Origin of the sequence: Flammeovirga agarivorans (assembly GCF_012641475.1) — a bacterium.
GTDB classification, from domain to species: Bacteria; Bacteroidota; Bacteroidia; order Cytophagales; family Flammeovirgaceae; genus Flammeovirga; species Flammeovirga agarivorans.
Genome location: NZ_JABAIL010000003.1, coordinates 327505 through 352222 on the forward strand (window position 1 = coordinate 327505; position 24718 = coordinate 352222).

Here is a 24718-nt window from a genome sequence, read left to right on the forward strand (position 1 = left end):
TTTACTTTTGCATTTTTCTTAAATCGCTTGGTTTAAGTTTAAAGTATTCAATTACACTCTTAGAAAAGTGATTGATATCCGTAAAATTGAACTCGTAAGCGATTTCTGTAAATGACTTATTCGTTGTGATGATTTCTTCTTTAACTTTTAGCAAACGCTGTTCAGTATAATATTTATAGATGGTTAACCCATATAAGTTTTTGTAAACGGAAGTGAGCTTATTGGTATTAATACCAAACTCTGTAGCTAATTTTTTTAGTGAAGGTTTTTGCCGTAAATCATTAAGAATACGTTCTTTTATAGTGTGTGCGGCATTGATTTCATAATCAAGAAAGAAAGATTTATTGTCATTGGGAGTATACTCATGTAGCGTATTCTTCACCATCAACAACAAGGTATTTAATCTCATCCGTATCCATTCTTCTTTGTATTCGGGTAAGATATAGTTAATGATCCCAATACTTACAGATCTTAAAAATTCAGTAGTGAGGTTATTGCCTGTGTGGTAAATAAATGAATCTATGGTATCGAGTTTTTGGACAAGGTCATCCCTCAAATCTTCTTTTTTTAGATGGAAAGAAATATTCATTTTAGAATCACCCTGTTTTTCATGAAGTCTGATCACCTCATTTTTCTTTAATACGAAAAACCCTTTCGGAATATTGATGATGGTCTCATTGCCCTCATTAAAAATGCCTACATGATTAGAAAAACAAGTGATGAGATAATCATAATCTTCCGATTTTTGTAAGTCGACAGTAAAGTCTTTAAAGTGTTGGTGGAAATGAGCTGTAGCCTTAAAATTATTGGCATCATCATATACATAAGTACGTCCTTCTAGATATTCATTATTAATATCAATTCGATAGGGAGTGGAAACTTTACCATCAATTTTTTTAGCTAAATAGTTGATGTAGGAGTCGTTATTCTTTCCGTTATTTAAATCAATGTGACTATCAATAATTGGCATATCAGTTTTTTAGGCTTTGGGTGATTTTTTTTATTACTTAATATAATCATATTCTTCTTCTTTTTCAATGCCGTTGAAATAGTAAAAAAGAAAGGATTTTGTGCAAAAAATATGGTTAGATGTAGTTGAAAAATAATTTGTATGTTGTAATTTTAACTTGCCATATCATCTTTTTTAAACTCCATTTAAGTAGTTAAATTTTTAACTCTTTAATTTTTTATGAGACTAATTTCGCAAACTATACTTCTTTTATTCATTCTAACTACTGGCATTGCTCAAGCAGAAATAAAAGAACGTACAGTATTAAATATGAGTCATGATGTTGAGTACTTTGTTGATGCCAACCATGAAACGGATATCTCTGATATCTCACTAAAGACTTTTAAAAAGGTAGAAGGTGACGTACTAAATTTTGGAAACAATAAAGCCACCATATGGTGTAGATTTAAATTAAATAATGACGTACAAGACCCTATTCTTCACTTAAAAACTTCTTTAATAGAAGAGGCTATTTTGTATATTCCACAAGGTATGTCGGACTTCTCTGAGAAGAAAAGTGGATACACTAAGTCATTTCAATCACTTGATTACCAGATCCCAAATATATACTTTAACATTGAGACAGACTTTAATGATGAAAGGTACTTCTATATTAAAATAGATGCGACCTATCTTCAGTTCTGGGTATATTCAGGGACATCCAAAGACTTTATTCAATACATTTATAATACATCAATTATAGATGGTATTTACTATGGTATCATTCTGATTATGATCTTATATAACCTTATTGTTTTCTTTACAGTAAGGGATTCGATCTATCTATACTATGTATTGTATGTTCTTTTTGTAGGATTTATGGTAGCCCATTTCCAAGGGCATGATGCACACCTTTGGGGAGAATTCAGCTTTATTGCGAAAAGAGGACCTATATGGCCAGCGTTTGGAGGCCTTACTTCGGTGTTGTTTGCCTATAATTTCCTGAAAATAAAAACGAACCTTAAAATACTTCAGAAGACCTTCTATTTGATGTTTTCGTTATGGTGCTTAAGTATTTTGAGTGTTTTATTTGGTTATAACTTTGCCAGTTCATTGCTAAACCAAACTTCAGGACTTCTTTGTATTATTACATTTACCTACTCAGCAATTACGCTAATTAACAAAGGGCACAACGAAGCGAAATTATTCCTTTTAGGTTGGGGTGGTTATATGACTACTTCCGTATATTTTGTATTGTGTGGTGCCAATATCTTTCAATATACTTTATTGACTGACTATGCTTGGCAAATCGGATCTACTTTTGAGATGCTTGTTCTTTCTATTGCCGTTGGACAGAAGATCAATACACTGAAGAAAGAGAAGCACAACCTCTTAGTGAATCAGAATAAAATTCTTGAAGATAAAGTAAGTGAAAGAACTGAAGAACTGAAGTCTTCTAATGAAGAATTAAATGCAATGATCGAACAAGTATACGATCAGCATAATGTGATTAAAAAGAAGAACCAAGACCTTAATTCATCGATTTCTTATGCACAAAGAATTCAGAGATCTGTATTACCTCCATCAGACATGATGGACAAGTACATTTCAGATTACTTTGTTTTCTATCAGCCAAAAGATGTAGTAAGTGGAGATATTTATTGGTTTACTCATCATAACGGTCATAATTTCTTAGCAGCGATCGATTGTACAGGTCATGGTGTACCGGGTGCATTTGTATCCTTGCTTGCGGTAAATATCATAAAGGAAATTGTTACGTTGAAGCAATTGGTAGACCCTTCTGAGATTCTTGATGCGATGGCTAAGGAAGTAGAAGTGGTATTGAACCAAAAGCAGAATAAAAACCGCGAAGGTATGGATATGGGGCTTTGTGTGTGGAAGAGCAACGGAACAGAGTTGAAATTCTCAGGAGCAAAGAACCCTCTTTATATCAGTAGACAGGATGGAACAATAGAAATGATTAAAGGAGATAAGAAGCCTATTGGAGGCTTAGATATCCATAGTAAATTGCACCAATGTGAGTTTACTACACATACTATCGAAATTACTCCTGATATATTAAACTTCTATATTTTATCGGACGGTATCCAAGATCAGTTTGGAGGACCGAACGATAAGAAATTCTCAAGAAAAAGATTACAAGAACTACTTAATAAGAGTGCCACGCTTAAAATGTTTCAGCAAAAGGATGTTTTAGACAGAACAATCAATACATGGAAAAAAGACTATCCTCAGATAGACGACATGCTATTGATTGGTTTTAGGCCATAAACTTAATTTTATAACCGATTACATAATGACCAAATTCGCTGACTTTCATATTCACCTTTCCTTAAAACATTTGATTAATAAGGGAGAGGAGGGGAGAAAAGACATATGGGATAGTATACGCTATAATCCCAGTAAACATAAACCAAAACGAGCATCTTCAGATAAATACGATCAATCAGATCTATCACTTCTAGTAGATGAAAATGTGAAAATGGCAGTAATTGCCCTTCACCCCGTAGAAGTGATTGTTAGAAAATCGTGGGTCAATCGACTGATTGGTAAGTTTATCTTTGGTTTTGAATTGGATCGATTAAAGAAATGGGCACAGGATAGTGTGAAATCATTTTCCATTTTAAATCGTGAATTAGAAGTAGTATTTTCACTTCCAGATAAGGACGATTACCGTAAAAATTTCCCAAGTCATTTAGCAAAAGGGAACCGAAGAGCTATCTTCCCAACCAATGCTGATGAACTAAATGATGAGGAAACCACAAAACTATTCCTTAGTGTAGAAGGGGCACATGCGTTAAGTAACTTACCGTTTGAGGCACAAGGTGAGGAATTAGAAAAGGAGGTCTTAAAGAATCTTCATCATTTACAGTACGAGAGAAATATTCCTATTTTCTCACTTACCTTATGTCATTTTGCGAACAATTACTTGTTTAAGCAGAGTTGGGCATTACCATTACCAAAAGTAGTGGACTTCCTGAAGATACCAGGAAAAGATCTATTGGAAAGCCAAGAAGAGCCGATCAATAAACACGGTCTAAAAGTGATAGATCAGTGTTTAGATCCAAGTAAAGGAAAGAGGATCTTAATTGATACAAAACATCTTCATATAGATGCGAGGTATGTCTACTATCAATTACTATTAGATAAAGGACCTAACCCTTTGGATACCTCTGAAAATCCTTCAGAATATTACGCTCCAATCATCGCTTCTCATTCTGGAGTAAGTGGAATGAGAAACAAGGAAGAAGCGTTACAAGTGGGCAGGGCAAAAAGAGAAGGACACAAAAATAAATACCAGCGTTTCAATCCTTGGGAAATCAATATTTGTGATGAAGAATTACCAATCATCATGAAGTCAAAAGGTATGATTGGGATTTCTCTTGACCAACGTATCTTAGGAACAGAAAATAATGATTATGTAAAAGCGGTATGTAATCATCTAAAAGACAAATATGGTAAAGTAACTTGGAGAAAGATGGGTAAAGCAAAGAGAACAGAAATGATCCATGCAGCCCTATTCTTAGATAACTTACTTTACATTGTACATAAAATGGGGAGTGAAAAAGCTTGGGACTGTATTTGTATTGGCTCCGACTTTGATGGTGTTATTGACCCTATCGATTGTTGCCCTACAGTTTCCTATTTTTCATCCTTTGAAAAGTTATTGGTTGATGACTTTGATAAGCTGAGATACAAAGCGGAGGAAGAAATTTATATCCCTAATGGTAAGTCTTTACAGACATTATTTAGAGGGGTATTTTATGATAACCTTGAAAGATTTATAAAAGACAACTTCTGTTGTTTACCTAGCAGTGTTCCATTAGAGTCCATTAGCTAAATACCTTCTAGCCTGAGTTAGAAACTATAGCTAGCTCAGGCTTTTTTGTTATCAAACATTGTTCATCAAAATACTATTCTTTTGCTTACCATGATCACAGTAAAAGGAAGGATTTTACTGAAATTATTTTTATTGTCATTTATGTGTGCATTTTAATCAAAACCGCTTATAACAAGCTAAAACAGTCTATATTTCATTGTTTTTTAGGTGTGCATCCCTCTGATTTTTAGTCCTGAAATTTACGTTAGATTTACATTTATTAATCCAAAAATCAAGACGAGCCGCATTTCATTCTAGTATAATTGTCTTGTTATTCAACGACAAAACAAACCAATTTTTACTACTGAAATGAGGAACTTATACTTAATCATTTTACTACTATACATATCTGCAGCAGCCTTTGCTCAGGAGAAAAAACAAAGACCGAATATCATCTATATTATGTCAGATGATCACGCGCTACAAGCAATAAGTGCTTATGGTCATGAGATCTCTCAATTGGCACCAACACCAAATATAGATCGTATCGCTACAGAAGGAGTTCAGTTTAATCAGAGTTTTGTAACCAACTCTTTATGTGGACCCTCAAGAGCTACTATGTTAACTGGAAAGTACAGCCATAAGAATGGTTTTAGACATAATGCCGACACCTTTGATGGATCACAAAATACATGGATCAAAGAATTAGGCAATGCCGGTTATACAACTGCGGTTATTGGTAAATGGCACTTAAAAAGTAAGCCAGAAGGTTTTGATCATTGGAACATCTTAAATGATCAAGGAGAGTACTACAATCCTGATTTTATCACTGAAGGAGACACTACTTTAGTAGAAGGATATACAACAGACCTAATTACAGATTATTCTATCGAATGGTTAGAAGAGCAAAAGCAAAAAGACGAACCGTTTGCACTTTTAATTCATCACAAAGCACCGCATAGAAACTGGATGCCTCCATTAAGATATGCCAATGAGTTTGACAATGTGGAGTTCCCTGTACCTGACACTTACTTTGATGATTATGAAGGTAGAGTAGCCGCTGCCGCTCAAGAAATGAATGTATATAGAGATATGCAAGAAGGACATGATCTGAAAATGTCAGTAGCAGAAGGAAGCGATGAATGGAGAAAAGATATCTGGCCACACTTGTTTGCTCGCCTTACTCCTGAGCAGAAAGAAGCTTGGCATACTGCTTACAGAGAGAAAAATGACAAGATGAATAGTGCTAATTTCGATGAAAAAGAAATGGCATTATGGAAGTTCCAAAGATATTTACAAGACTACTGTGGTACTGTAAAAGCAGTAGATGACAATGTAGGTAGAGTATTGGATTACTTGGATGAAAACGGATTAGCTGAAAATACTATTATCGTTTACACTTCAGATCAAGGATTCTATTTAGGTGAGCATGGATGGTTTGATAAGCGCTTTATGTACGAAGAATCGTTCAAAACACCGTTGGTTATGCGATATCCAAAGGAAATCAAGTCAGGTCAAACTACAGAAGCATTTGTACAAAACATTGATTATGGTCCTACATTCTTAGATTTTGCAGGTGTTGAAGTACCTGAGGAGATGCAAGGTGAGTCTTTAAAACCAATAGTGAAAGAAGGCAATATTCCTGCTGATTGGAGGTCTTCTGTATACTACCACTACTATGAATACCCAGGTTTCCATAAAGTAAAAAGACAATACGGTGTAAGAACAAAAGATTATAAGTTAATTCATTTCTATTTCGATAATGATAACTATGAGTTCTATGATCTAAACAATGATCCTCAAGAAATGAAAAATGAGATCGATAATCCTGCTTACGCTAGCCAAATTGAAGAATTGAAGACAGAGTTAGCTCGTTTGATGAAAGAAGCAGACGAACCTGACTTTGAAGAATGGAAGGATACAGATTACCGAAAAGAAGCGCGTATGAAAAAGCGTAAGGAAATGATGAGACAAAAGAGACTTCAAGAAAAGAACAACACGAAATAAACAGATGATCTCAATATTTATATGAAAACTAAGCCTATTTTATCAGCATTGACGTGTGCACTACTTTTTCTATTAATGGGTTATACTTATAGTATAACCCGATTAGAACAAGAAGAAGAGCGTTTTCAAAAAGACATAGAAATTTTTGAAAAAACACACAGAGCCTCATTCGCCTATTTTTGGGATCTAGGTCACCCAGTTTCTGGGCTTACTCCTAGAAGATCTCTTAAGAACAAGAAGTACGAAATTGGTATTGGTGCTTCGGGTTTTGGTATCCAAGCTATTATTGTGGGTGCCCATAGAGGTTGGGTAACAAGAGAAGAGGTACTAGATCGTTTATTGAAAATGACAGATTTCCTTGAAAATAAGGCGGTTCGTTTTCATGGTGTATTTCCTCACTTAATCCATGGTAAGACGGGGCAACTGATTCATTTTGGTGGTCAAGATGGTGCAGACATCCAAGAAACATCTAATTTAATGATGGGTTTATTGATGGCTAGAGCTTACTTTGATCAAGATACGCCAAAAGAAGTTCAGCTAAGAGAAGAAATCACAAAGCTTTGGGAAGCGGTAGATTATACTGTTCACGAGTACCAAAATGCTTTATGGTGGAATCACTCGTACGAGCAAAAAGAGAATAACGGACTTAAACTCTTAATGAAAGGTTACACTGAGTCGATGACAAGTTATGTCTTGGCACTAGGTCATCCATCAAAAGGAATTAAAAAGAGTTCGTATAGAGGTTATGTGGAAGGAAGAAACTTTGTGAATGGTAATAACTATTATGGTTATACACTTGATGTTGGTAAGCCAAAAGGTGGTCCATTGTACTTGGCACAAACACCGTTTTTAGCTTTGGATCCAAGAACCATTGAGGATAAATATACTTACTATTGGACGAGGAGCATCAACCACTCTCTAATCAATTGGACGTATTGTATGAAGCATGCACCAAAAGAATTCCAATACTCGAAAAGTGATTGGGGATTAACAGCTTCACAAACACCAAGAGAAGATGGAGGTTATAATAATATGGCAGGGCCAGGTCCAAAAGATAAAGGTGTCATTGCTCCATCAGCAGCATTAGGAGTATTCCCGTATGTGCCTTATCAGTCGATGATGGCATTAAGAAACTTCTATGAAAACCATAAAGAAGGTTTATGGGGAGAGTATGGTTTCAAGGATGCTTATAGTATCAAAAGAGATTGGTATTCTGACCGTTACCTTGGTCTTGATCAAGGACGTACCGTTATTATGATGGAGAACTACAGAAGTGGTTTATTCTGGGAGTTATCTAAAAAAGTACCTGAACTACAGGTGGCTATGGATAACATGGGAATCACTTCACCAAAGCATAAAAATGGTTTCCCATTAGCAGTAATTGAAAAAACATCCAAATCAGTACAGTTGTACAGACACCCTGATCTGGAAGCCTATCATATAGATTTTTATACAGAAAAAGACGCAGAAATCTCATTTGCATTGAAGTCTAATAAAGGAGAAGGAAAAAGAGAACTAAAACCAAAACAATCCTACAAAGCAGGACTTCACCAATTAATATTTGAGAAGAATGAAATCTTCTCAGGAACGAAAGGAACCTTGATTATGAAATCGGGGAAAAAAGAAATTGAACTACCAATCCAGTTATTCTAAAATCAATTAAACAGTAGTTATGAAGAAATTAGTATTAATTCTTACAGCATTAGTTGTGAGCAGCTCTCTTATTGCTCAAACTGTAGAAGAGAAGGTGGAAAACCTACTTCAAAAAATGACTCTTGAGGAGAAAATTGGTCAGATGACACAGTTTACTTCTTCAGGGGATGTAACAGGTCCTACTTTAAGAGGAAATGTAGAAAAAGAAGTAAAAGCAGGTAATGTTGGTTCGTTGTTTAATGCTTTTAAAGCGGATTATACGCGTAAGCTTCAAAAAATGGCCGTAGAGGAAACTCGTTTAGGTATCCCATTATTATTTGGATATGACGTAATCCATGGCCATAGAACAATTTTCCCTATTCCATTAGGAGAAGCAAGTTCATTTGATTTGGATGCTATGGAAGAAGCGGCAAGAATCGCAGCGATTGAAGCTTCAGCAGAAGGGATTCACTGGACTTTTGCTCCAATGGTAGACGTAAGTAGAGATCCTCGTTGGGGTAGAGTAATGGAAGGTGCTGGAGAAGACACTTATTACAACAACCTAGTTGCTAAAGCGAGAGTAAGAGGTTTCCAAGGAGATGATTTATCTAAAGAAAATACGATCCTTGCTTGTGCGAAACACTTCTTGGCGTATGGTGCTCCGATTGCAGGTAGAGACTACAATACAGTAGATATGTCGTTACAAACACTTCATGAAGTGTACTTGCCTCCTTTTAAGGCTACAGTAGATGCTGGTGTTGAAACATTTATGACATCATTTAATGAGATTAATGGAACACCATCGACAGCCAATCCTTACTTATTTAAAGATATCTTGAGGGACCAATGGGGTTTTGAAGGCATGGTAGTTACAGATTATACAGCCATCAATGAATTGGTACCTCATGGTACAGCAAAAGATCTTGCACAAGCAGGTGTTCAAGCGCTGAAAGCAGGTATCGATATGGATATGGAAGGTGCAGTTTTCTTGGAAACATTAAAAGAATCGGTAGAAAAAGGTGATGTTACTGAGGAAGAGATCAACGTTGCTGTAAGAAGAATCTTAACATTAAAGCATAAGTTAGGCTTGTTTGAAGATCCATATAGATACTCTGATACAGAAAGAGAAGAGCGTTTGGTATTGTGTGATGAGCACAAGGAAAAAGCGAGAGATTTTGCTCGTAAGTCTATCGTATTATTAAAAAATGAAAACCAAGTTTTACCATTAAAGCTTGAGAATAAGCCAAAAATTGCTGCTATCGGTCCTCTTGTGAAAAGTAAAAAAGATGTGTTAGGTGCTTGGAAAGCAAAAGGTTCTCCTAAAGATGCAAAATCATTATTTGAAGGCTTAAAAGGAGCGACTAGAGGAAAAGCAGAATTATTATATGCACAAGGATGTAAGCTGGATGGTGATGATACCAGCGGTTTTGCGGAAGCTATTGAGGTAGCAAACCAATCGGATGTAATCATCTTGGCTATTGGAGAAGCAAGAACGATTTCAGGAGAAGCTAAAAGTAGATCTGATATCACTATTCCTGGCGTACAAACAGAATTGTTAGCAGAATTAAAGAAAACAGGTAAACCTGTTGTAGTAGTATTGATGAATGGTAGACCTTTGGCACTTGAAAAAGAAGATGAGTTAGCAGATGCGTTTTTGGAAACTTGGCATTTGGGTACAATGGCAGGTCCAGCAATTGCTGATGTTATCTTTGGTAAATACAATCCGGCAGGAAAGCTCCCTATGACTTTCCCAAGGAATGTTGGTCAGGTGCCAATCTACTACAATGCGAAGAATACAGGTCGTCCATTTGATCCAGAGAATCCATCAGGATACAAGTCCAATTATTTAGATGTTCCTAATAGCCCATTGTATGCTTTCGGGTATGGTTTAAGCTATACAACATTTGAATATGGAGAGATCACATTATCATCAAATACTACAGACGGAGCACCAATTACAGCTTCTATAGAAGTAACGAATACAGGTGATTATGATGGTGAAGAAGTGGTACAGATGTATATCCAAGACATTATTGGTAAATCAACAAGACCACTGAAAGAATTAAAAGGTTTCGAAAAAATCTTCTTGAAAAAAGGAGAAACAAAAACGGTAACCTTCACTATCGAGAAAGAAGCTTTAACCTATTTCAGATGGGATATGTCGGAAGGTGTTGAAGCTGGCGAATTCAATGTATTTATTGGAACAAGTTCTGACCAAGTAAAAGCTGCTTCATTCACTTTAACTAAAGACTATGAAGTAGGTAAAAAAAACTATAACCCGATTCAATCTAAATAATTGCTATTGGGAAATGATAACCGGTGGCTACTTCGCCGGTTATCAATTCTCTTTCAAATTCATATGAACTAAAACCTTGTTAATGAAATGATCAAACATCTTACTTTATTATTATTATCAATACTGCTTCTTGGTGCCTGTCAAAAGGAGGAAAACTCCTTCTACGTAGGTGTACCAAAAGACTTAAGGTACGTTGGTATCGGTGAGTATTATTGTGGAGAAGCATTTACTACAGATCAGCCTTCAGTTTTTACTGGCGGTGAAGAAGTGATTTTTACCCTATTGGATGTAAAATCTGATGATTACGAGGGAGAGGATTTGATGGAGAATTTTAGAATCCAGAGCAGAACGGGAATTATTACAATCAGAGATTTTAATGACTTGTCAGTAGGAAGATATACCATTGATGTAGAAGTAAAAAACAGTATGGGAGCTACTTCTTTTACAGATATCTTAGATTTTACGGCAGATCAGATTGCTCCTCAAGATATTATTTACATGCCTAATATCTATTCATTTTATGGTGATGATACAGAAATTGAAACCAATAGACCTCATGTTAAAGGAGGAGGCCCGTATTCTTTTAGATTAACAGAGCATACCGATATTTTCTCTATCGATGAAGAATTGGGCAGGGTTAAATTAATCAACAATTTTCCTATCGAAGACGATCAGATTGAAGTTTTTGAGATAGGTATTGAAGTCGCAAATACATTAGGCGAATTAGTAAAAGATGCTGCTGTAACGATCGAAATTATTGGTAAAAATGTAGGTCAATTATTTTATAATGCTATTTCCTTTTTAGGAACTCCTACATCTTATGGTTTACAAAATGCAGTGCATCATACAACATATGGCGTAGTAGAAAAAGAAATTGATGGTGAGGCTTATATTACTGAATTAAATGATGAAGACAACGGCCCAGCATATACTGGAGGTTTGTGGAGAAGAGCTTGGGCCGGTGTTGCCTTCAATTTCGAAAATGAGGATGGATTTGTGAATGAAAAGATCGTTAAAGGTTACTGGTCTTGGAACCAAGAATCAAGAGGTGACCTTATTTCTGATGTGATTGATTTGTCGTATGCTGACGAAGAAGGATACTTAGATATTACAGGTTTCTGGAGATATACTGGCGGTGCACAAAACTTAAACCAGCATCTAGGGGTGATGATCTGTAAGCAAAGTGAATACAATGAAGACGCTCCGGAAACATCCAACTGGACTTTATTGGCTAACGATATTTCTGAAGATTTGATGCCTTTCCCAAGTGGAACCACAACAATTAATGAACGACTACTTAGAGAGGAAGGAAATGTACAAGTTGCCATTCCATCCAACTTCCTAAAGGAAGAAGTAAGGGTTGCATTAAGGGCCGATTTCTTTAACCCCGAATTAGGAGGGCTTGCAAGAAGGTTTTACATCTACCAAATGCAAGTAAGAGGAAAATAAGTATCGTGACTAACTCTCAATTGAAATGAATAAAATAAACAAATTGATAACACTGATCCTTGGAGGCTTATTAATGTTATCCATGGATGCGTACGCTCAAAAAGAATTTATCAAAGTAAAAGGTATAGTCATTGGTGAAGACGATGAGACTATCCCAGGTGTGAGTATCCGTATAAAAGGTACAAATAATGGTACAGCCACAGACTTTGATGGTAACTACTCCTTAAGAGTAAAACAGAACGCTGTTCTGATGGTGTCTTATGTTGGTTATACGCAACAAGAAATACCTGTAAATGGCCGATCGATTATCGATATTCAGCTGATTCCAGAAGTAGAGGAATTAGATGAGTTGGTAGTTGTAGGTTATGGTAAGCAAGATGCCAAAGAAGTATCGGGTTCCATTCAATCGATGGTAATGGATGATGAGGTTAACTCTATGCCAGCAGCTTCTTTTGATCAAATGTTACAGGGTAGAATGGCAGGTGTTCAGGTATCTGCCGGCGAAGGTGGACCTGGTGAAGCCATGAACTTTGAAATTCGTGGTGCCAATACGATTACGGGTTCTTCTGCTCCTTTATACGTAGTAGATGGATTCCCCTTAGAAGACCCTTCACTATTTACTTTAGATCCTGCCGATATCGAAAGGATTGATGTTTTAAAAGATGCATCGGCGACGGCAATTTATGGTTCTAGAGGTTCCAATGGTGTAATCTTAGTCACAACAAAACAAGGTTTGGCTGGAAAGCCTGTGATTACTTTCAATACAAAAGTTGGTGTTTCTCAAATTCCGCACAACAGAAGAATGGAAACACTAAATGCCCACGAATATGTGCAATTACAGCATGATTTAGGAGGTGGTGATCCATGGGGTGATGTAGGTAATTATACAGATGCCGATATGACCAATTGGCAAGATGAAATCTTCAAGGTAGCACCTTTCCAAAATTATAATGTATCCATGAGAGGTGGTTCTGACCAAACTAAATATTTTGGTTCAATGGGTTATGTCAACCAAGCAGGTACATTAATGAATACAGGTTTTGAGCGTATCAATGGTCGTTTTAAACTAGATCAGAACCTTGGAAAGAGAGTGAATATGAGTATGAACATCAATTACTCTCATACAGAACACAAAGGGCAGAAAACATCAACAGCAAGTGTATCTGCGATTAAATCGGCCATCATGTTTAGACCTATGACACCAAAAAATGGCGATTTAGATGATGATGATGAATTAAGTGCAGGTTTCTATCCTCCGACACAAACATTAGAAAATACAGACCGTTCTGAGATATCAGATGTGATGCAAGCCAATGTTAACTTCGATGTAGACCTTGCAAAAGGATTGAAGTTCCGCACACAGTTAGGATACCAAATAAACTACTCTCAAACGAAAACGTTTTTTAGAGAAGGTACCAATCAGGCAGACCGAGGAAGTGATGGTATCAACGGTCATATTTCTCAGTTAAGAGCACAGAACTTTATCAATGAGAACACACTATCGTACGATTGGTCAAAGAACGGTCATAAGATCGATGCCTTAGCGGGTATTACTTTCCAAAGTACGAACCGTTATAGATTTCAAGCGGCTGCAATTCAGTTCCCATTAGATGATTTAGGATGGAATAATATCGGCTTAGGTAATGTAGCGAAGATGCCAACTTCAGCAGCTACAGGACAAAATTTAATGTCTGGTTTGAGTAGAGTTAACTATGCCTATAAGGGTAAATATATTCTTACAGCATCTCTTAGAGCAGACGGTTCCTCTCGTTTTAAACAAGGAAATAGGTTTGGTATCTTCCCTTCAGTTTCTGCAGCTTGGAGAGCAGGAGACGAAGATTTTATTCAGAATTTGAATGTGTTCTCGGACCTGAAATTTAAGACAGGTATTGGTACAACGGGTAACAATAGAGTAGGAGATTTTGATTTTATTCCTACGATGGCTGTGGGACCAGGATATTATTTAGGAGGGCAGTATCAATCAGCTTTTTATCAAGATAAATTAGCGAATACTAATCTAAAATGGGAGACAACTCAGCAATTTAATATTGGTGCAGAAATGGGCTTCCTAAACAACAGATTATTGGTAGATGTTGAGTACTACTACAACTTAACAGACAACCTTCTTTTTGATGCCAAAGTTGCTCCTTCAACGGGTTATACTCAAGTAAAACAGAATATTGGAGCAGTAGCCAACAGAGGTTTAGAATTTAGTGTGAATACCGTAAATGTTCAGACGAAAAACTTCAAATGGACATCCAATTTCAATATCTCCTTCAATGATAACGAGATCAAAAATCTTTCTTATGGAGAAGATTTCAGATTATATGACCCGAATGTTGGAGGAATGTTCGCTGGAGAATTATACTATGGTTTATTCGTAGGTATGCCAATGACGCAGATGTATGGTTACCGTTACGATGGGGTTTATCAAAAAGATGATTTTGTAAGAAACTCAAATGGTGAATTGGTCTTAAGAGAAGGCGTTCCGGGATTCAACTCTCAGACAGGACAAGTAAGACCGGGTATGCCCAAATATAGGGATGTAAACGGAGATGGTGTTATTGATGAAAATGATAAGGAAATCATTGGTAACCCTAACCCAAGGCACTTTGGTGGTTTTACCAACAACTTTACCTATAAAAACTGGGATTTAAGTATTCTACTAACTTGGTCGGTAGGACAAGAAGTATTTAATGGTAATATGGCTGATTTTGGTGTTGTCGGTAACCAAAGAGGTAGAAACTACCTGAAAGATGTAGGTAATAGATGGGCACTGAATAACCCCGTTGATGGTGGTGTTTGGGGAGCTCCTGGCCCAGGACAGGATTATACCTATCAGCAAGTATATGGTGGTCATCAGATGAGTGATTACTTTATCGAAGATGCTTCTTTCCTAAGAATTAAGAATGTTACGGTAGGATATACTTTTGAGCCATCAAAATTAAAAAAGCTAAGAATTGAACGCATGAGGGTATATGGATCAGTAGATAACCTTTGGGTATTTACTAATTACTCTGGCTATGATCCAGAAGTATCTGTAAGAAACCAAGCCATGTACAAAGGCATTGATTATTCTTCTTACCCTGCTTCTCAATCATTTATTGTAGGTTTCCAAGTTTCTTTCTAATCACAACAGCTATGAAAAAGAATTTATTAATACTTATTGCCCTAGTTATTTCTATTTCTTCATGTACATTTTTAGATTTAGATCCTAAAGATGAAATAGGAAGGGATGATTACTATCAAAATGATAAACAGGCATATCTCGCTTTATCAGGAGTATATGCTTCATTAAGAGATATATATGATCAAGATTTTTCGATCTGGTTTAATGTAGGAACAGATGAAATGTTGTACCGAAGATCTTTGTTTAATCATGAATTAACGAAGATGTCTTACAATGATTCTGATGTGGATTTGAACAGAATCTGGACAAGAACCTATAGAGGTATCAATAGAATTAATGATCTGATTGATAACCTAAGTGAAAGAGATACTATCGATTACTTATCAAAAGCAGATCATGAACTGATGATTGGAGAAGGTCTTACCTTAAGAGCTTTGTTCTACTTCAATTTGGTTAGGGTTTGGGAACATGTGCCATTAAGATTGGATCACTTTACTGATATCGATGGTAATCTGGATATGCTGAATTTACCAAATACTCCAGCACCTAAAGTATACAATCAGATTATTGCAGACCTTGACAAAGCCATCACTTTACTTAATGATCGTCCGAAAGAATATGGTAGAGTAAGTAAACAGATTGCACATGGTTTAGCCGCAAGGGTGTACCTGACAATGGCAGGAGCAAGAATTCAAGGAGGCGATTTAGGTAGAGATTACTGTTTGCAAAAAGTAATCGAACATACCAATGCAGTAACTGAATTTGGTTATCACTCTCTATTACCAGAATACAAAGATGTTTTCCTAAACCAGATTCAAGGAATAAGAAGAGATGTAGAGGTCATGTGGGAAGTGGATTTTACAGTTACTGAAGGTAGAGATTTGGGAGGTAGAATTGGAAACTTTAATGGTGTCCAAATACAGTTAACCACAGGTACTATGCCTTTTAGTATTGGACATGCTTACATCACTCCTTCCATGCATAAAAGTACCTACAGTGCGGACGATACCCGTTTTGAGTGGAATTGTGCCAACTTTAGTTTCAATTACAGAGACGACAATTTTGTGGCTGTAAATATTGGAAATGAGTTAAGATGGTTCCCTGGAAAATGGAGACGTTTAGACAGAGGTCGAGACCATAATGGTGAATTAGACGGAACAGTAGAGACCCTAGAAAATGGTGTGATTATCAAGGATAGAACATCGATCAATTTCCCAATTTTACGATTTAGTGATATTCTTTTGATGCGCGCTGAGGCTAGTTATTTATTATATGGTGAAAGCGGTCAGGCAAAGACAGACATCGAAATGGTAAGACAAAGAGCCAATGCGGGTTCGTTAAGTCAAGGATTGAGTGATGCCAACAACGATTTTATGAAGTTGATTCAAGATGAACGTAAGAGGGAATTATGTTTTGAAGGACATAGACGTTTCGATTTAGTGCGTTGGGGAATTCTAGAAGAAACAATGAAAGAAGTAAGTCAGAATGTGAGATCAAATAAAGACTTCCGTCCTGATAATGAAGAGCACTTGGCATTCCCAGGTGAAAGATGTGAAGAAAAGCATGTGGTTTTCCCTATTCCTACGGAAGAATTACAATTGAATTACAACATCAAACAACATCCTCTTTGGTAATCTAAAACTCTAAAATCATGAAAAAATTAATATATATATTCTTTGCGTTTTTACTGGTAGGTTGCTTGACCAATAACGAGGTCGATTTTAATGTACCGGATGTGCCTCCAGAAAACTTATTATACCATAGAAATGATCTTACGGTGGCACATAATAGAGCAGTGCAAGGCGATGCTCCAGAGGTGATCTCAAAAGGAACGACTACTTTCGATATTGCTGAGGTAGTATTAATAGAAGATAGTATTCGTACAGATGTACCTGAAGAATACAATCCGTTTACGATTGATATTGAAACGGGACAACTCTCTTTGGAACCTACAGATGGAACTACTTTGGGGAGATATCATGTAAGTGTTATGGCTTCTAATGAGGCAGGCACTTCTAATTTTGATGATGCTTTCAGAGTTATGTTAGTAGATAAACGCCCTGAGTTATCATTGGAAACAAAAAAGGATTCGATCATTCTATATATGGATGAAGAAGGTACCCCCTTATCTTCTCAAGTAGAAAGTGTAAGTGTGGTTGCCGAAGGTGTATTCTTATCGGATGTTCAGATTGAAGCATCGCCAGAATTACCTGCTTCTACAACGATTTCATTAGATGCCAATGGCCGTTTTCATGTCAGAGGAACTTTAGAGAATGAAGATTATATCATTTCTATAAGTGCTGAAAATGAGTATGGTGTATCGGAGAATAACCCTTCTTTTACTCTCTATACGAAAATGCTAAAAATTGAGGAAAGAGAATTATTTACCATGCACATTGATCAAGGTTTAAAACCAGACAACGAAGATGAATTTGTTTTTGCTGAAATAGACTTCATGAAGATTGATGGTCCTGCATTACCGAATGGACAGACTTGGTGGAATATCGCAGTGGATAGAAATAACCACCCTAATGTAGACCGTAGAGAGAACTTTATCACTAGAAACTATGCAAGAAATTATGATAACGTTTCTACTGCAAAGCATGTGATGGTTACTCCAGAAATGTCTTCGGAAAACATGGAAGTGATGACGATCGATATTGGTGCGGTGTTCAATAATATCACAGGAGTTGGAGGAGAACAACGTATTGAAGCTAGAGTAGTCAAAGCAGAAGATTATCAAGAGGCTTTAGACGCTGGAAGCATCAATGAAGCGTATGAGCATTGGACTTTGGCATTTAATTCAGCCGATTACCAAGTAGACGAAAAGAAATTATTTATTCACCAATCAATAGAGATCAACAATCCTTTTGAAGGAGAAGATTTCCGTGTTGTAGTAGTCTACGTACATGGTCTTACTTCCGCAGTGAATAGAGGATATATGGGTATTGACGAATTAGGAATTAGAGGTAGATTTTTAGTAATTAATTAATAAAAGTTAGAAGGTTGATAGGGCCCAGCTTTTGTTGGGTTCTATTTTTATAAATACTCCCTAATATTAAAATCTAAATAATTTGAAATACCGTATAAAATATAATTACTACAGTACAACTGAAACTTCAACTACTGATATGATAAGATCGGTACAAAATGTTATCTTAACTCTACTATTTTTATTATCACTACAGCCTTTATCTTATGCACAGAATTTAAACTCAAATGATTTAGTTATTCATTTAGATGATGCCTCAAATGAGCAGTTACTTAACCTTGAAAAAATTCCTTTTTACAAGGACAATTCAAGAGTAATGACATATGCAGATATCGTTGGAGATTCATTAGAGTTTAAGAGTGCTAAAAAGTATTCTAAGGAAAACTTTGATACGAAAGCGACGTATTGGATGAAGTTTTATATCGATATCCAAAAATTCAATAATAAATCATGGACATTTGAATTATATGATCAAGCCATTGATGATGTTGTTGTATTTTTTGTAGAAACTGACGGTGAAGTAAAAAAAGAGGTCATGGGTGATATGTATAATTTCGACCAGAGACCCTTTGCACACAAAAACTTTATCATTCCCCTAAATAATAATATTGATTACAGCCAACCAATTTATATTAAGGTGCAATCGAACCACAAGGTAGATTTGCATATCAATTTTAGAAGTACTGAGCGTTTAGTATATCATGCTACTTTGGAGTATTTATGGTTTGGTATCTATTACGGAGCGATTTTAATCATGGCCATTTATAATTTCATGCTGTGGTTAAGTATCAGAGAATCAAAATATTTAGTATATATTCTACATATTTTTACAGTGGGTTTATTTAATGCTTCTGCAGACGGAACAGGCTTTCAGTTTGTGTGGTATGATAACCCGATCATCAATAGTTACGCTGTTAATCTATTAAGTATTTTCTGTGCATTGTCTGTGACTTTCTTAATTAAAGAAGTCTTGATCAAGGAAGCCAAGAATGCAAAATATGTACGTTATATCAATTACCTTTTAATAGGGCAAACACTGATTTTGGCCGTAGATTTATTAATTATTAATAGTCAGGCCAATAGTATTATTCTCTTGCTTTGTATCCTTATTTTATTGTACTATACCGTTAATGTTTATAGAGAAAAGCTAATCTCGATCTACTTTGTATTCGGTTTATTGATGTTGTTGGCAGGGACGATTTTATCAATCCTAAAAGCTCATGGCATGATACCGTTTAATATGCTTACACAGTATAGTTTAAGAGGATCACTTTTAATGGAAATGCTTTTGTTCTCTTATGCCTTATATGATTCATTACGAGTTTTAAAAGAGAACGAGAAGCGATCGCAATTGCAGCTTATTGAGCATCAAAAGAAAACAGAAATGATGCAAAAGCAAGTGATCGAGGAGCAAGAGAAGACCATGCGTCTGAAAAACAAGGTCAATGAAGAGCTTGAAACTAAGGTACAGGAAAGGACAGCCTCATTAATGGAAAGTGAAAGAAAGTTGAAGGAGCTCAACCAGAAGTTACAGGAGAAAACAGATCACCTTAATTTGATTAATCAGACCTTGGACGTCAATAATTATAAGCTGAAGAAAAGTATCATTAAGGAGAGAGAAAATAGGTTTGTGCATAAGATCATAAGCTTAGAAGAATTTAAAGAACTCTTTCCTGATCATTTATCTTGTAAACGCTATTTGGACAAGCAAAAGTGGGAACAAGGGTACGAATGTAAGCAGTGTAAAAACACAAATTATTCTAAAGGCAACCAATCATTTTCTAGACGTTGTTCTAAGTGTGGTTATGTAGAGTCTGTGACGAGTAATACCGTATTTCATAGCGTAAAATTTGACCTTACAAAGGCATTTTATCTTTCATATATCACAAGGTATCATGAAAAGGATTTTACAAATGTTGAGTTAGGAACGCAATTGGAAATGTCGAGAAATACTGTAGCCAAGTTTAAAACGAAAATCCTTAGTGCCAAGGAGAAGAAGTTATTATTACCGACATTCTCGCCAGAAATTTTCAACAAAAATTAATCGATCAATATTCACTAACATCATTCATATTCTTAATTAAGAATATACTATCAACTAAAACCAAATGAAATATTACAAAGCATGGGCCATAGGTGTACTACTATTTTGTAGTACCCAAGTATGGGCTCAATCACCTAATTTTATTGTCATTGTAGCCGATGATCTTGGTTATTCTGATGTAGGATACCATCAATACAGAACTGATATTCCTACACCAAACATTGATGCACTTGCCACTAAAGGTGTGCATTTTACAGAAGGATATGTTACCGCTCCAGTTTGTGCTCCTTCTAGATCAGGATTACTGACGGGGACTTACCAACAACGTTTTGGTTTCAAAGATAACCCAGGACCTTTCCGTCCTTCCCCAGAGATTGTTCCGGGGATCAGTCATGATTACCCTACGTTAGCCCAAGAATTAAAAGAAGCGGGGTACAAAACAGCTGCGATAGGAAAATGGCATCTTGGAGGACAGGAAGACAATGCATACATCCCTTATAATAAAGGCTTTGATTACTATTATGGTTTCTTAGGAGGTGCATCATCGTATTATTTTGAAGATCATGCAACGCAGTTTTTCTTAGAAAATGATACCCCTATACAGACGCCCAATAAGTATTTAACGACACTATTTGGAGACAAGGCAGTTGAATATATTCAGCAACAAGACCAAGAACAACCGTTTTTTATGTATTGGGCACCTAATGCTGTTCACTCTCCACTAGAAGCTCCTAAGGAAGTTTTAGCGCAGTTTTCTCATATCGAGGACCCCATGCGTAAGAAGCTTGTAGCCATGCAATATGTAATGGATCAGAATATTGGTAGGATTGTACAGGCCTTGGAAGAGCAAAACTTACTAGAGAATACGATGATCGTTTTTATTAGCGATAATGGAGGGAAACCGAATGATAATGCTTCCTACAACTTACCACTCAATGGACAAAAAGGAACTTTATATGAAGGAGGAATAAGAGTACCCTACTTTATGTATTACCCAAGTAAAATTGCTGCCAATCAGAAATATGAAAAGATGGTTACAAGCTTAGATATTATGCCAACGATCTTATCTCTAGCTGGAAAAACACCTACCAATGCATTAGATGGGGTGGACTTATTACCCTACTTAAATGAAGTTGATAATAAGGTTCCACATCAGGATTTATATTGGAAAAATGCCAATAAATGGGGAGTAAGAGACTTGGAATGGAAGTTATTTTATGATCAGAAGAACGATAAAGTCAGGTTATACCATATTGCAAATGACCCTTACGAAGAGCAGGATGTATATGATCAATATCCTAATGAAGTGGAAAGATTAACCCAAATGTATACTGCTTGGGATAGCAAGAATGCGACCTATTCTTGGGGATGGAATCCGGCTGCCATCGGGAAGTATAAAGTAGATAATCAGTTTACGTTTGAGGAATTGATATCAGAGAAATTTTCGAGTGTAGATTTTGAAGATGTAATGGTGGTTCCTAATACCAAAAAGGAAGGTTTAAATACTTCAAATCAAGTGATGCACCTTAAAATGGGAGATAAGAAAGGTACGTTAAAAGTATCCGCTAGATATTCTCCGATGATGAAAAAAGGGCACCGATTTGGACATTTAAAAGTGAGAAGCAAACAACCATTTACGGTGACAATGAAGCTAAATGGAGATACAAAAGCGATTGTATCACAAAAGGCTCATAAAGAGTACAACGGAAATGATGAATGGCAAGACCTAGTATTTGATTTTTCAGAATGGAAAGGCAAAAAATCAAAAGGCATCACACTTGAATTTTCTGGAGTGGAGCACAACGAAGACATTTTTGTCGATGACATCTGGTGGAATAATCAAGGAAAAGAAATAATTGATAATGTGAGTACTAAAGTAGAAAATGTTGCACTTTATCCAAGTATCTATGATGAAGATAAACAAGTAGTTGTTTGGAAAAATATCCCCAATGTGGAACAATACATTATCAAATACAAAGGAGAAGTGATAGGAACAACAGACAAGAATTATCATTTGCTACCGAAAGAATACGAGAAAAAAGAACTGAACATAAAAGGAGCTAAAATCAACTAAACCATGAAAAGAAGGTACAGAATTTTAATAGGCATTTTGTTATGCATTGCTGCAAGAGTTGCTCAAGGGCAAACACCTAATATTTTACTTATCACCGCAGACGATATGGACTACTATTCATTGGGAGTGAATGGTAGTAAAGTAGAAGATATTACACCCAACTTAGATAAGTTGGCAGGTGAGGGAATACGTTTTACAAATGCCCATGTTACTGTAGCGGTTTGCCAACCTTCTAGAGGAGTGATTGGTACAGGGCGTTACCCTAACAATAGTGGTATTTTAGGTTTTTACAGTGCCTATAATTCAGTGCCTACTTTAGCCGAAGAATTAAAAAAGGGAAAAGGATATGAAGTGGGAGTACTTGGTAAGGTAAAACACTCTACCCCTAAAGACGATTACATCTGGGATTACGATCAAGATGCAAAAGATCTAGGAAGTGGGAGGAGCCCAAGGTTATATAAAAAGCATTTTCAGAAGTTTGTGCAACAAGCAAAAGGTAAAGATGCCCCTTTCTTTATGATGGCGAACACCCATGATCCACACCGTCCTTTTTTCAAGGATACTCCCAATTATGAAAGAGGAGGGAAGCAAAGACCTTCAAGAATTTATACTCCAGATGAGGTAGAGGTACCGGGCTTTTTAGAAGATTTGCCAGGTGTTAGAGAAGAATTGGCTGGGTATTACTCTTCAGTAAGAAGATGTGATGATGTTATTGGCGGACTTTTAAAGGTTTTAGACGAAGAAGGATTGGCTGAGAACACCATCGTTGTGTACTTATCTGACAATGGTATGGCTTTCCCTTTTGCAAAGTCTAATGTCTATGTACAGTCTACCAGAACTCCTTTTATCGTTAAATGGCCTAAAGGAATTAAAGCTGGTCAAGTAGATGAGGAGCATTTAATTTCAATGGTTGATTTAATGCCTACGTTACTAGAAGCTACAAAAATTAAGTTGCCTAAAAAGCTGGATGGTAGAAGTTTCTTGCCAATATTAAAAGGTAAAAAGCAACAAGAAAGGGAGTTTGTATATACTCATTATAATGAAAATTCAGGGAGCAAAGCCTTTACTATGAGAGCGGTGCAATCTAAAGATATCTTATATATTTTCAACCCTTGGGCAGTTGGTGGCCGTCAATACAAAACGTCTTCGATTAATGGTTCATCGTTTGAGGCGATGACTGAAGCTGCACAAAACGATAAAGAACTAAGGGAAAGACTAGATTTCTGTTTATTCAGAACAGTCACTGAGATGTATGATTTAAGCAAGGATCCTCATGCCTTAAAAAATATCATTGATGACGACGAGTATGCTACTACACAAGAGGTCATGGAACAAGAAATGATTAGAAGTATGCAAGTCACTAAAGACCCTATGTTGCAGTTGTTCTTACAAAGGGATAATGAGCAATATCTGATGAAGGAAACGAATAAAATTCAGAAAGACGCGAATATCCGTAAGAAGGAGAGAAGGGTACAAAAAGCTAAATAAAGACATTACTTTCGTAATAGTGATTCGGTGTATAAATAAGGATTAGGTGAAAGCTTAATCCTTTATTTTTTTAGTCTTTCCTATAATAAGGATATTCCAATTAAAACATGTTGATCGTTTTCAGGCTATTGTAATATTATAATTGAGTGAAATTTTAAAAATATTGTCTTTTTTATATAAATTAAATCGTATTACAATAACTGGTGAATAAAGAAAATTAATAATGGGACATTTTAGTGGATATCCATTGACTAGATGGAAAGGAAAAAGGTTGATGATTTTGGAGGAAGATTTTTCTTATACAGATGATGATGGAAAAATTTGGTTAGCACCTTCAAATACCGAACTAAAAACAGAACTCAATGGGGCTACAATTCCGAGAACACTTTGGTCTTTAATAGGGTCTCCGTATGTAGGTTTATACAGAAGAGCATCCGTTGTTCATGACTTTTTTGTAGGTGAAGGTAACAATCCAGATGTTTCTTTTTTGGATAGAAGGAAGGCTGATAAAATGTTTTTTGAAGCTTGTAAAACTGACGGTTGTAGTTGGAGGTTTGCCGCCATCCTTTATTTAGGAGTGAGTGTTGGGTCATGGGCATCAAAATTCAGCTTTATGAACAACATTGACTATGAAGATGATACATTAAGTGTAGAAGAAGAGAAATATATAGTTAATAAATTTTTCAGTCTTAGAGATAAAGCAGACTTAATCATTAATGACAACGAAAATTTTGAAGATCTGGAAAGGTTGGTGGATACTGAAATAAATAGAGATTAATCTTAGGAAAAAAGAAACTCCATAAATATTATGGAGTT

Annotated in this window: 14 protein-coding genes; 13 read left to right on the forward strand and 1 reads right to left on the reverse strand. The window is 36.0% G+C overall.

Features of this window, described 5'->3' with window-relative positions; translation table 11 throughout:
• Window position 1: 1 nt before the first annotated feature.
• A complete protein-coding gene (locus HGP29_RS10520) occupies window positions 2-970 on the reverse strand; it encodes a helix-turn-helix domain-containing protein (protein ID WP_168882358.1) in 969 nt (322 codons plus the stop codon).
• Window positions 971-1189: 219 nt separating this feature from the next.
• Here HGP29_RS10520 and HGP29_RS10525 point away from each other — a divergent pair, with 219 nt between their 5' ends.
• From HGP29_RS10525 to HGP29_RS10585, 13 genes are all read left to right on the forward strand, one after another.
• Entirely contained in the window at window positions 1190-3241 is a 2052-nt protein-coding gene (locus HGP29_RS10525) for a 7TM diverse intracellular signaling domain-containing protein (RefSeq protein WP_168882359.1), read from the forward strand.
• Between the two features lie 25 nt (window positions 3242-3266).
• A complete protein-coding gene (locus HGP29_RS10530) occupies window positions 3267-4811 on the forward strand; it encodes an amidohydrolase family protein (protein ID WP_168882360.1) in 1545 nt (514 codons plus the stop codon).
• Between the two features lie 348 nt (window positions 4812-5159).
• Entirely contained in the window at window positions 5160-6797 is a 1638-nt protein-coding gene (locus HGP29_RS10535; RefSeq protein ID WP_168882361.1) for a sulfatase family protein, read from the forward strand.
• A gap of 21 nt (window positions 6798-6818) precedes the next feature.
• Window positions 6819-8450: a glucoamylase family protein gene (locus HGP29_RS10540; RefSeq protein ID WP_168882362.1), complete on the forward strand. Its 1632-nt coding sequence runs from the start codon at window positions 6819-6821 to the stop codon at window positions 8448-8450.
• A gap of 19 nt (window positions 8451-8469) precedes the next feature.
• Entirely contained in the window at window positions 8470-10725 is a 2256-nt protein-coding gene (locus HGP29_RS10545) for a glycoside hydrolase family 3 N-terminal domain-containing protein (protein WP_168882363.1), read from the forward strand.
• An 87-nt stretch (window positions 10726-10812) separates the two neighbouring features.
• A complete protein-coding gene (locus tag HGP29_RS10550; protein WP_168882364.1) occupies window positions 10813-12174 on the forward strand; it encodes a hypothetical protein in 1362 nt (453 codons plus the stop codon).
• A gap of 25 nt (window positions 12175-12199) precedes the next feature.
• Window positions 12200-15304 (forward strand): SusC/RagA family TonB-linked outer membrane protein, encoded by a 3105-nt coding sequence (locus tag HGP29_RS10555; RefSeq protein WP_168882365.1) that lies wholly within the window; start codon window positions 12200-12202, stop codon window positions 15302-15304.
• Window positions 15305-15315: 11 nt separating this feature from the next.
• Window positions 15316-16938, forward strand: coding sequence for a RagB/SusD family nutrient uptake outer membrane protein (locus tag HGP29_RS10560; protein WP_168882366.1), 1623 nt, complete (start codon window positions 15316-15318; stop codon window positions 16936-16938).
• Between the two features lie 17 nt (window positions 16939-16955).
• Complete coding sequence (locus HGP29_RS10565) at window positions 16956-18296, forward strand: hypothetical protein (protein ID WP_168882367.1); 1341 nt, start codon at window positions 16956-16958, stop codon at window positions 18294-18296.
• Window positions 18297-18435: 139 nt separating this feature from the next.
• A complete protein-coding gene (locus HGP29_RS10570) occupies window positions 18436-20340 on the forward strand; it encodes a 7TM diverse intracellular signaling domain-containing protein (protein ID WP_168882368.1) in 1905 nt (634 codons plus the stop codon).
• Between the two features lie 64 nt (window positions 20341-20404).
• Window positions 20405-22414 carry a sulfatase-like hydrolase/transferase gene (locus HGP29_RS10575; protein ID WP_168882369.1) on the forward strand — a complete coding sequence of 670 codons (2010 nt, stop codon included), beginning with the start codon at window positions 20405-20407 and terminating at the stop codon, window positions 22412-22414.
• 3 nt (window positions 22415-22417) lie between these two features.
• Window positions 22418-23902 carry a sulfatase family protein gene (locus HGP29_RS10580; RefSeq protein WP_168882370.1) on the forward strand — a complete coding sequence of 495 codons (1485 nt, stop codon included), beginning with the start codon at window positions 22418-22420 and terminating at the stop codon, window positions 23900-23902.
• Window positions 23903-24125: 223 nt separating this feature from the next.
• Window positions 24126-24680 carry a DUF1353 domain-containing protein gene (locus tag HGP29_RS10585; protein WP_168882371.1) on the forward strand — a complete coding sequence of 185 codons (555 nt, stop codon included), beginning with the start codon at window positions 24126-24128 and terminating at the stop codon, window positions 24678-24680.
• The last annotated feature ends 38 nt before the right edge of the window (window positions 24681-24718 follow it).

Coding starts and splice junctions, on each gene's coding strand:
- HGP29_RS10570 (WP_168882368.1), top strand. CDS start 18,436: ATGATAAGATCGGTACAAAATGTTATCTTAACTCTACTATTTTTATTA.
- HGP29_RS10520 (WP_168882358.1), bottom strand. CDS start 970: ATGCCAATTATTGATAGTCACATTGATTTAAATAACGGAAAGAATAAC.
- HGP29_RS10575 (WP_168882369.1), top strand. CDS start 20,405: ATGAAATATTACAAAGCATGGGCCATAGGTGTACTACTATTTTGTAGT.
- HGP29_RS10585 (WP_168882371.1), top strand. CDS start 24,126: ATGGGACATTTTAGTGGATATCCATTGACTAGATGGAAAGGAAAAAGG.
- HGP29_RS10560 (WP_168882366.1), top strand. CDS start 15,316: ATGAAAAAGAATTTATTAATACTTATTGCCCTAGTTATTTCTATTTCT.
- HGP29_RS10535 (WP_168882361.1), top strand. CDS start 5,160: ATGAGGAACTTATACTTAATCATTTTACTACTATACATATCTGCAGCA.
- HGP29_RS10565 (WP_168882367.1), top strand. CDS start 16,956: ATGAAAAAATTAATATATATATTCTTTGCGTTTTTACTGGTAGGTTGC.
- HGP29_RS10540 (WP_168882362.1), top strand. CDS start 6,819: ATGAAAACTAAGCCTATTTTATCAGCATTGACGTGTGCACTACTTTTT.
- HGP29_RS10525 (WP_168882359.1), top strand. CDS start 1,190: ATGAGACTAATTTCGCAAACTATACTTCTTTTATTCATTCTAACTACT.
- HGP29_RS10580 (WP_168882370.1), top strand. CDS start 22,418: ATGAAAAGAAGGTACAGAATTTTAATAGGCATTTTGTTATGCATTGCT.
- HGP29_RS10555 (WP_168882365.1), top strand. CDS start 12,200: ATGAATAAAATAAACAAATTGATAACACTGATCCTTGGAGGCTTATTA.
- HGP29_RS10530 (WP_168882360.1), top strand. CDS start 3,267: ATGACCAAATTCGCTGACTTTCATATTCACCTTTCCTTAAAACATTTG.
- HGP29_RS10550 (WP_168882364.1), top strand. CDS start 10,813: ATGATCAAACATCTTACTTTATTATTATTATCAATACTGCTTCTTGGT.
- HGP29_RS10545 (WP_168882363.1), top strand. CDS start 8,470: ATGAAGAAATTAGTATTAATTCTTACAGCATTAGTTGTGAGCAGCTCT.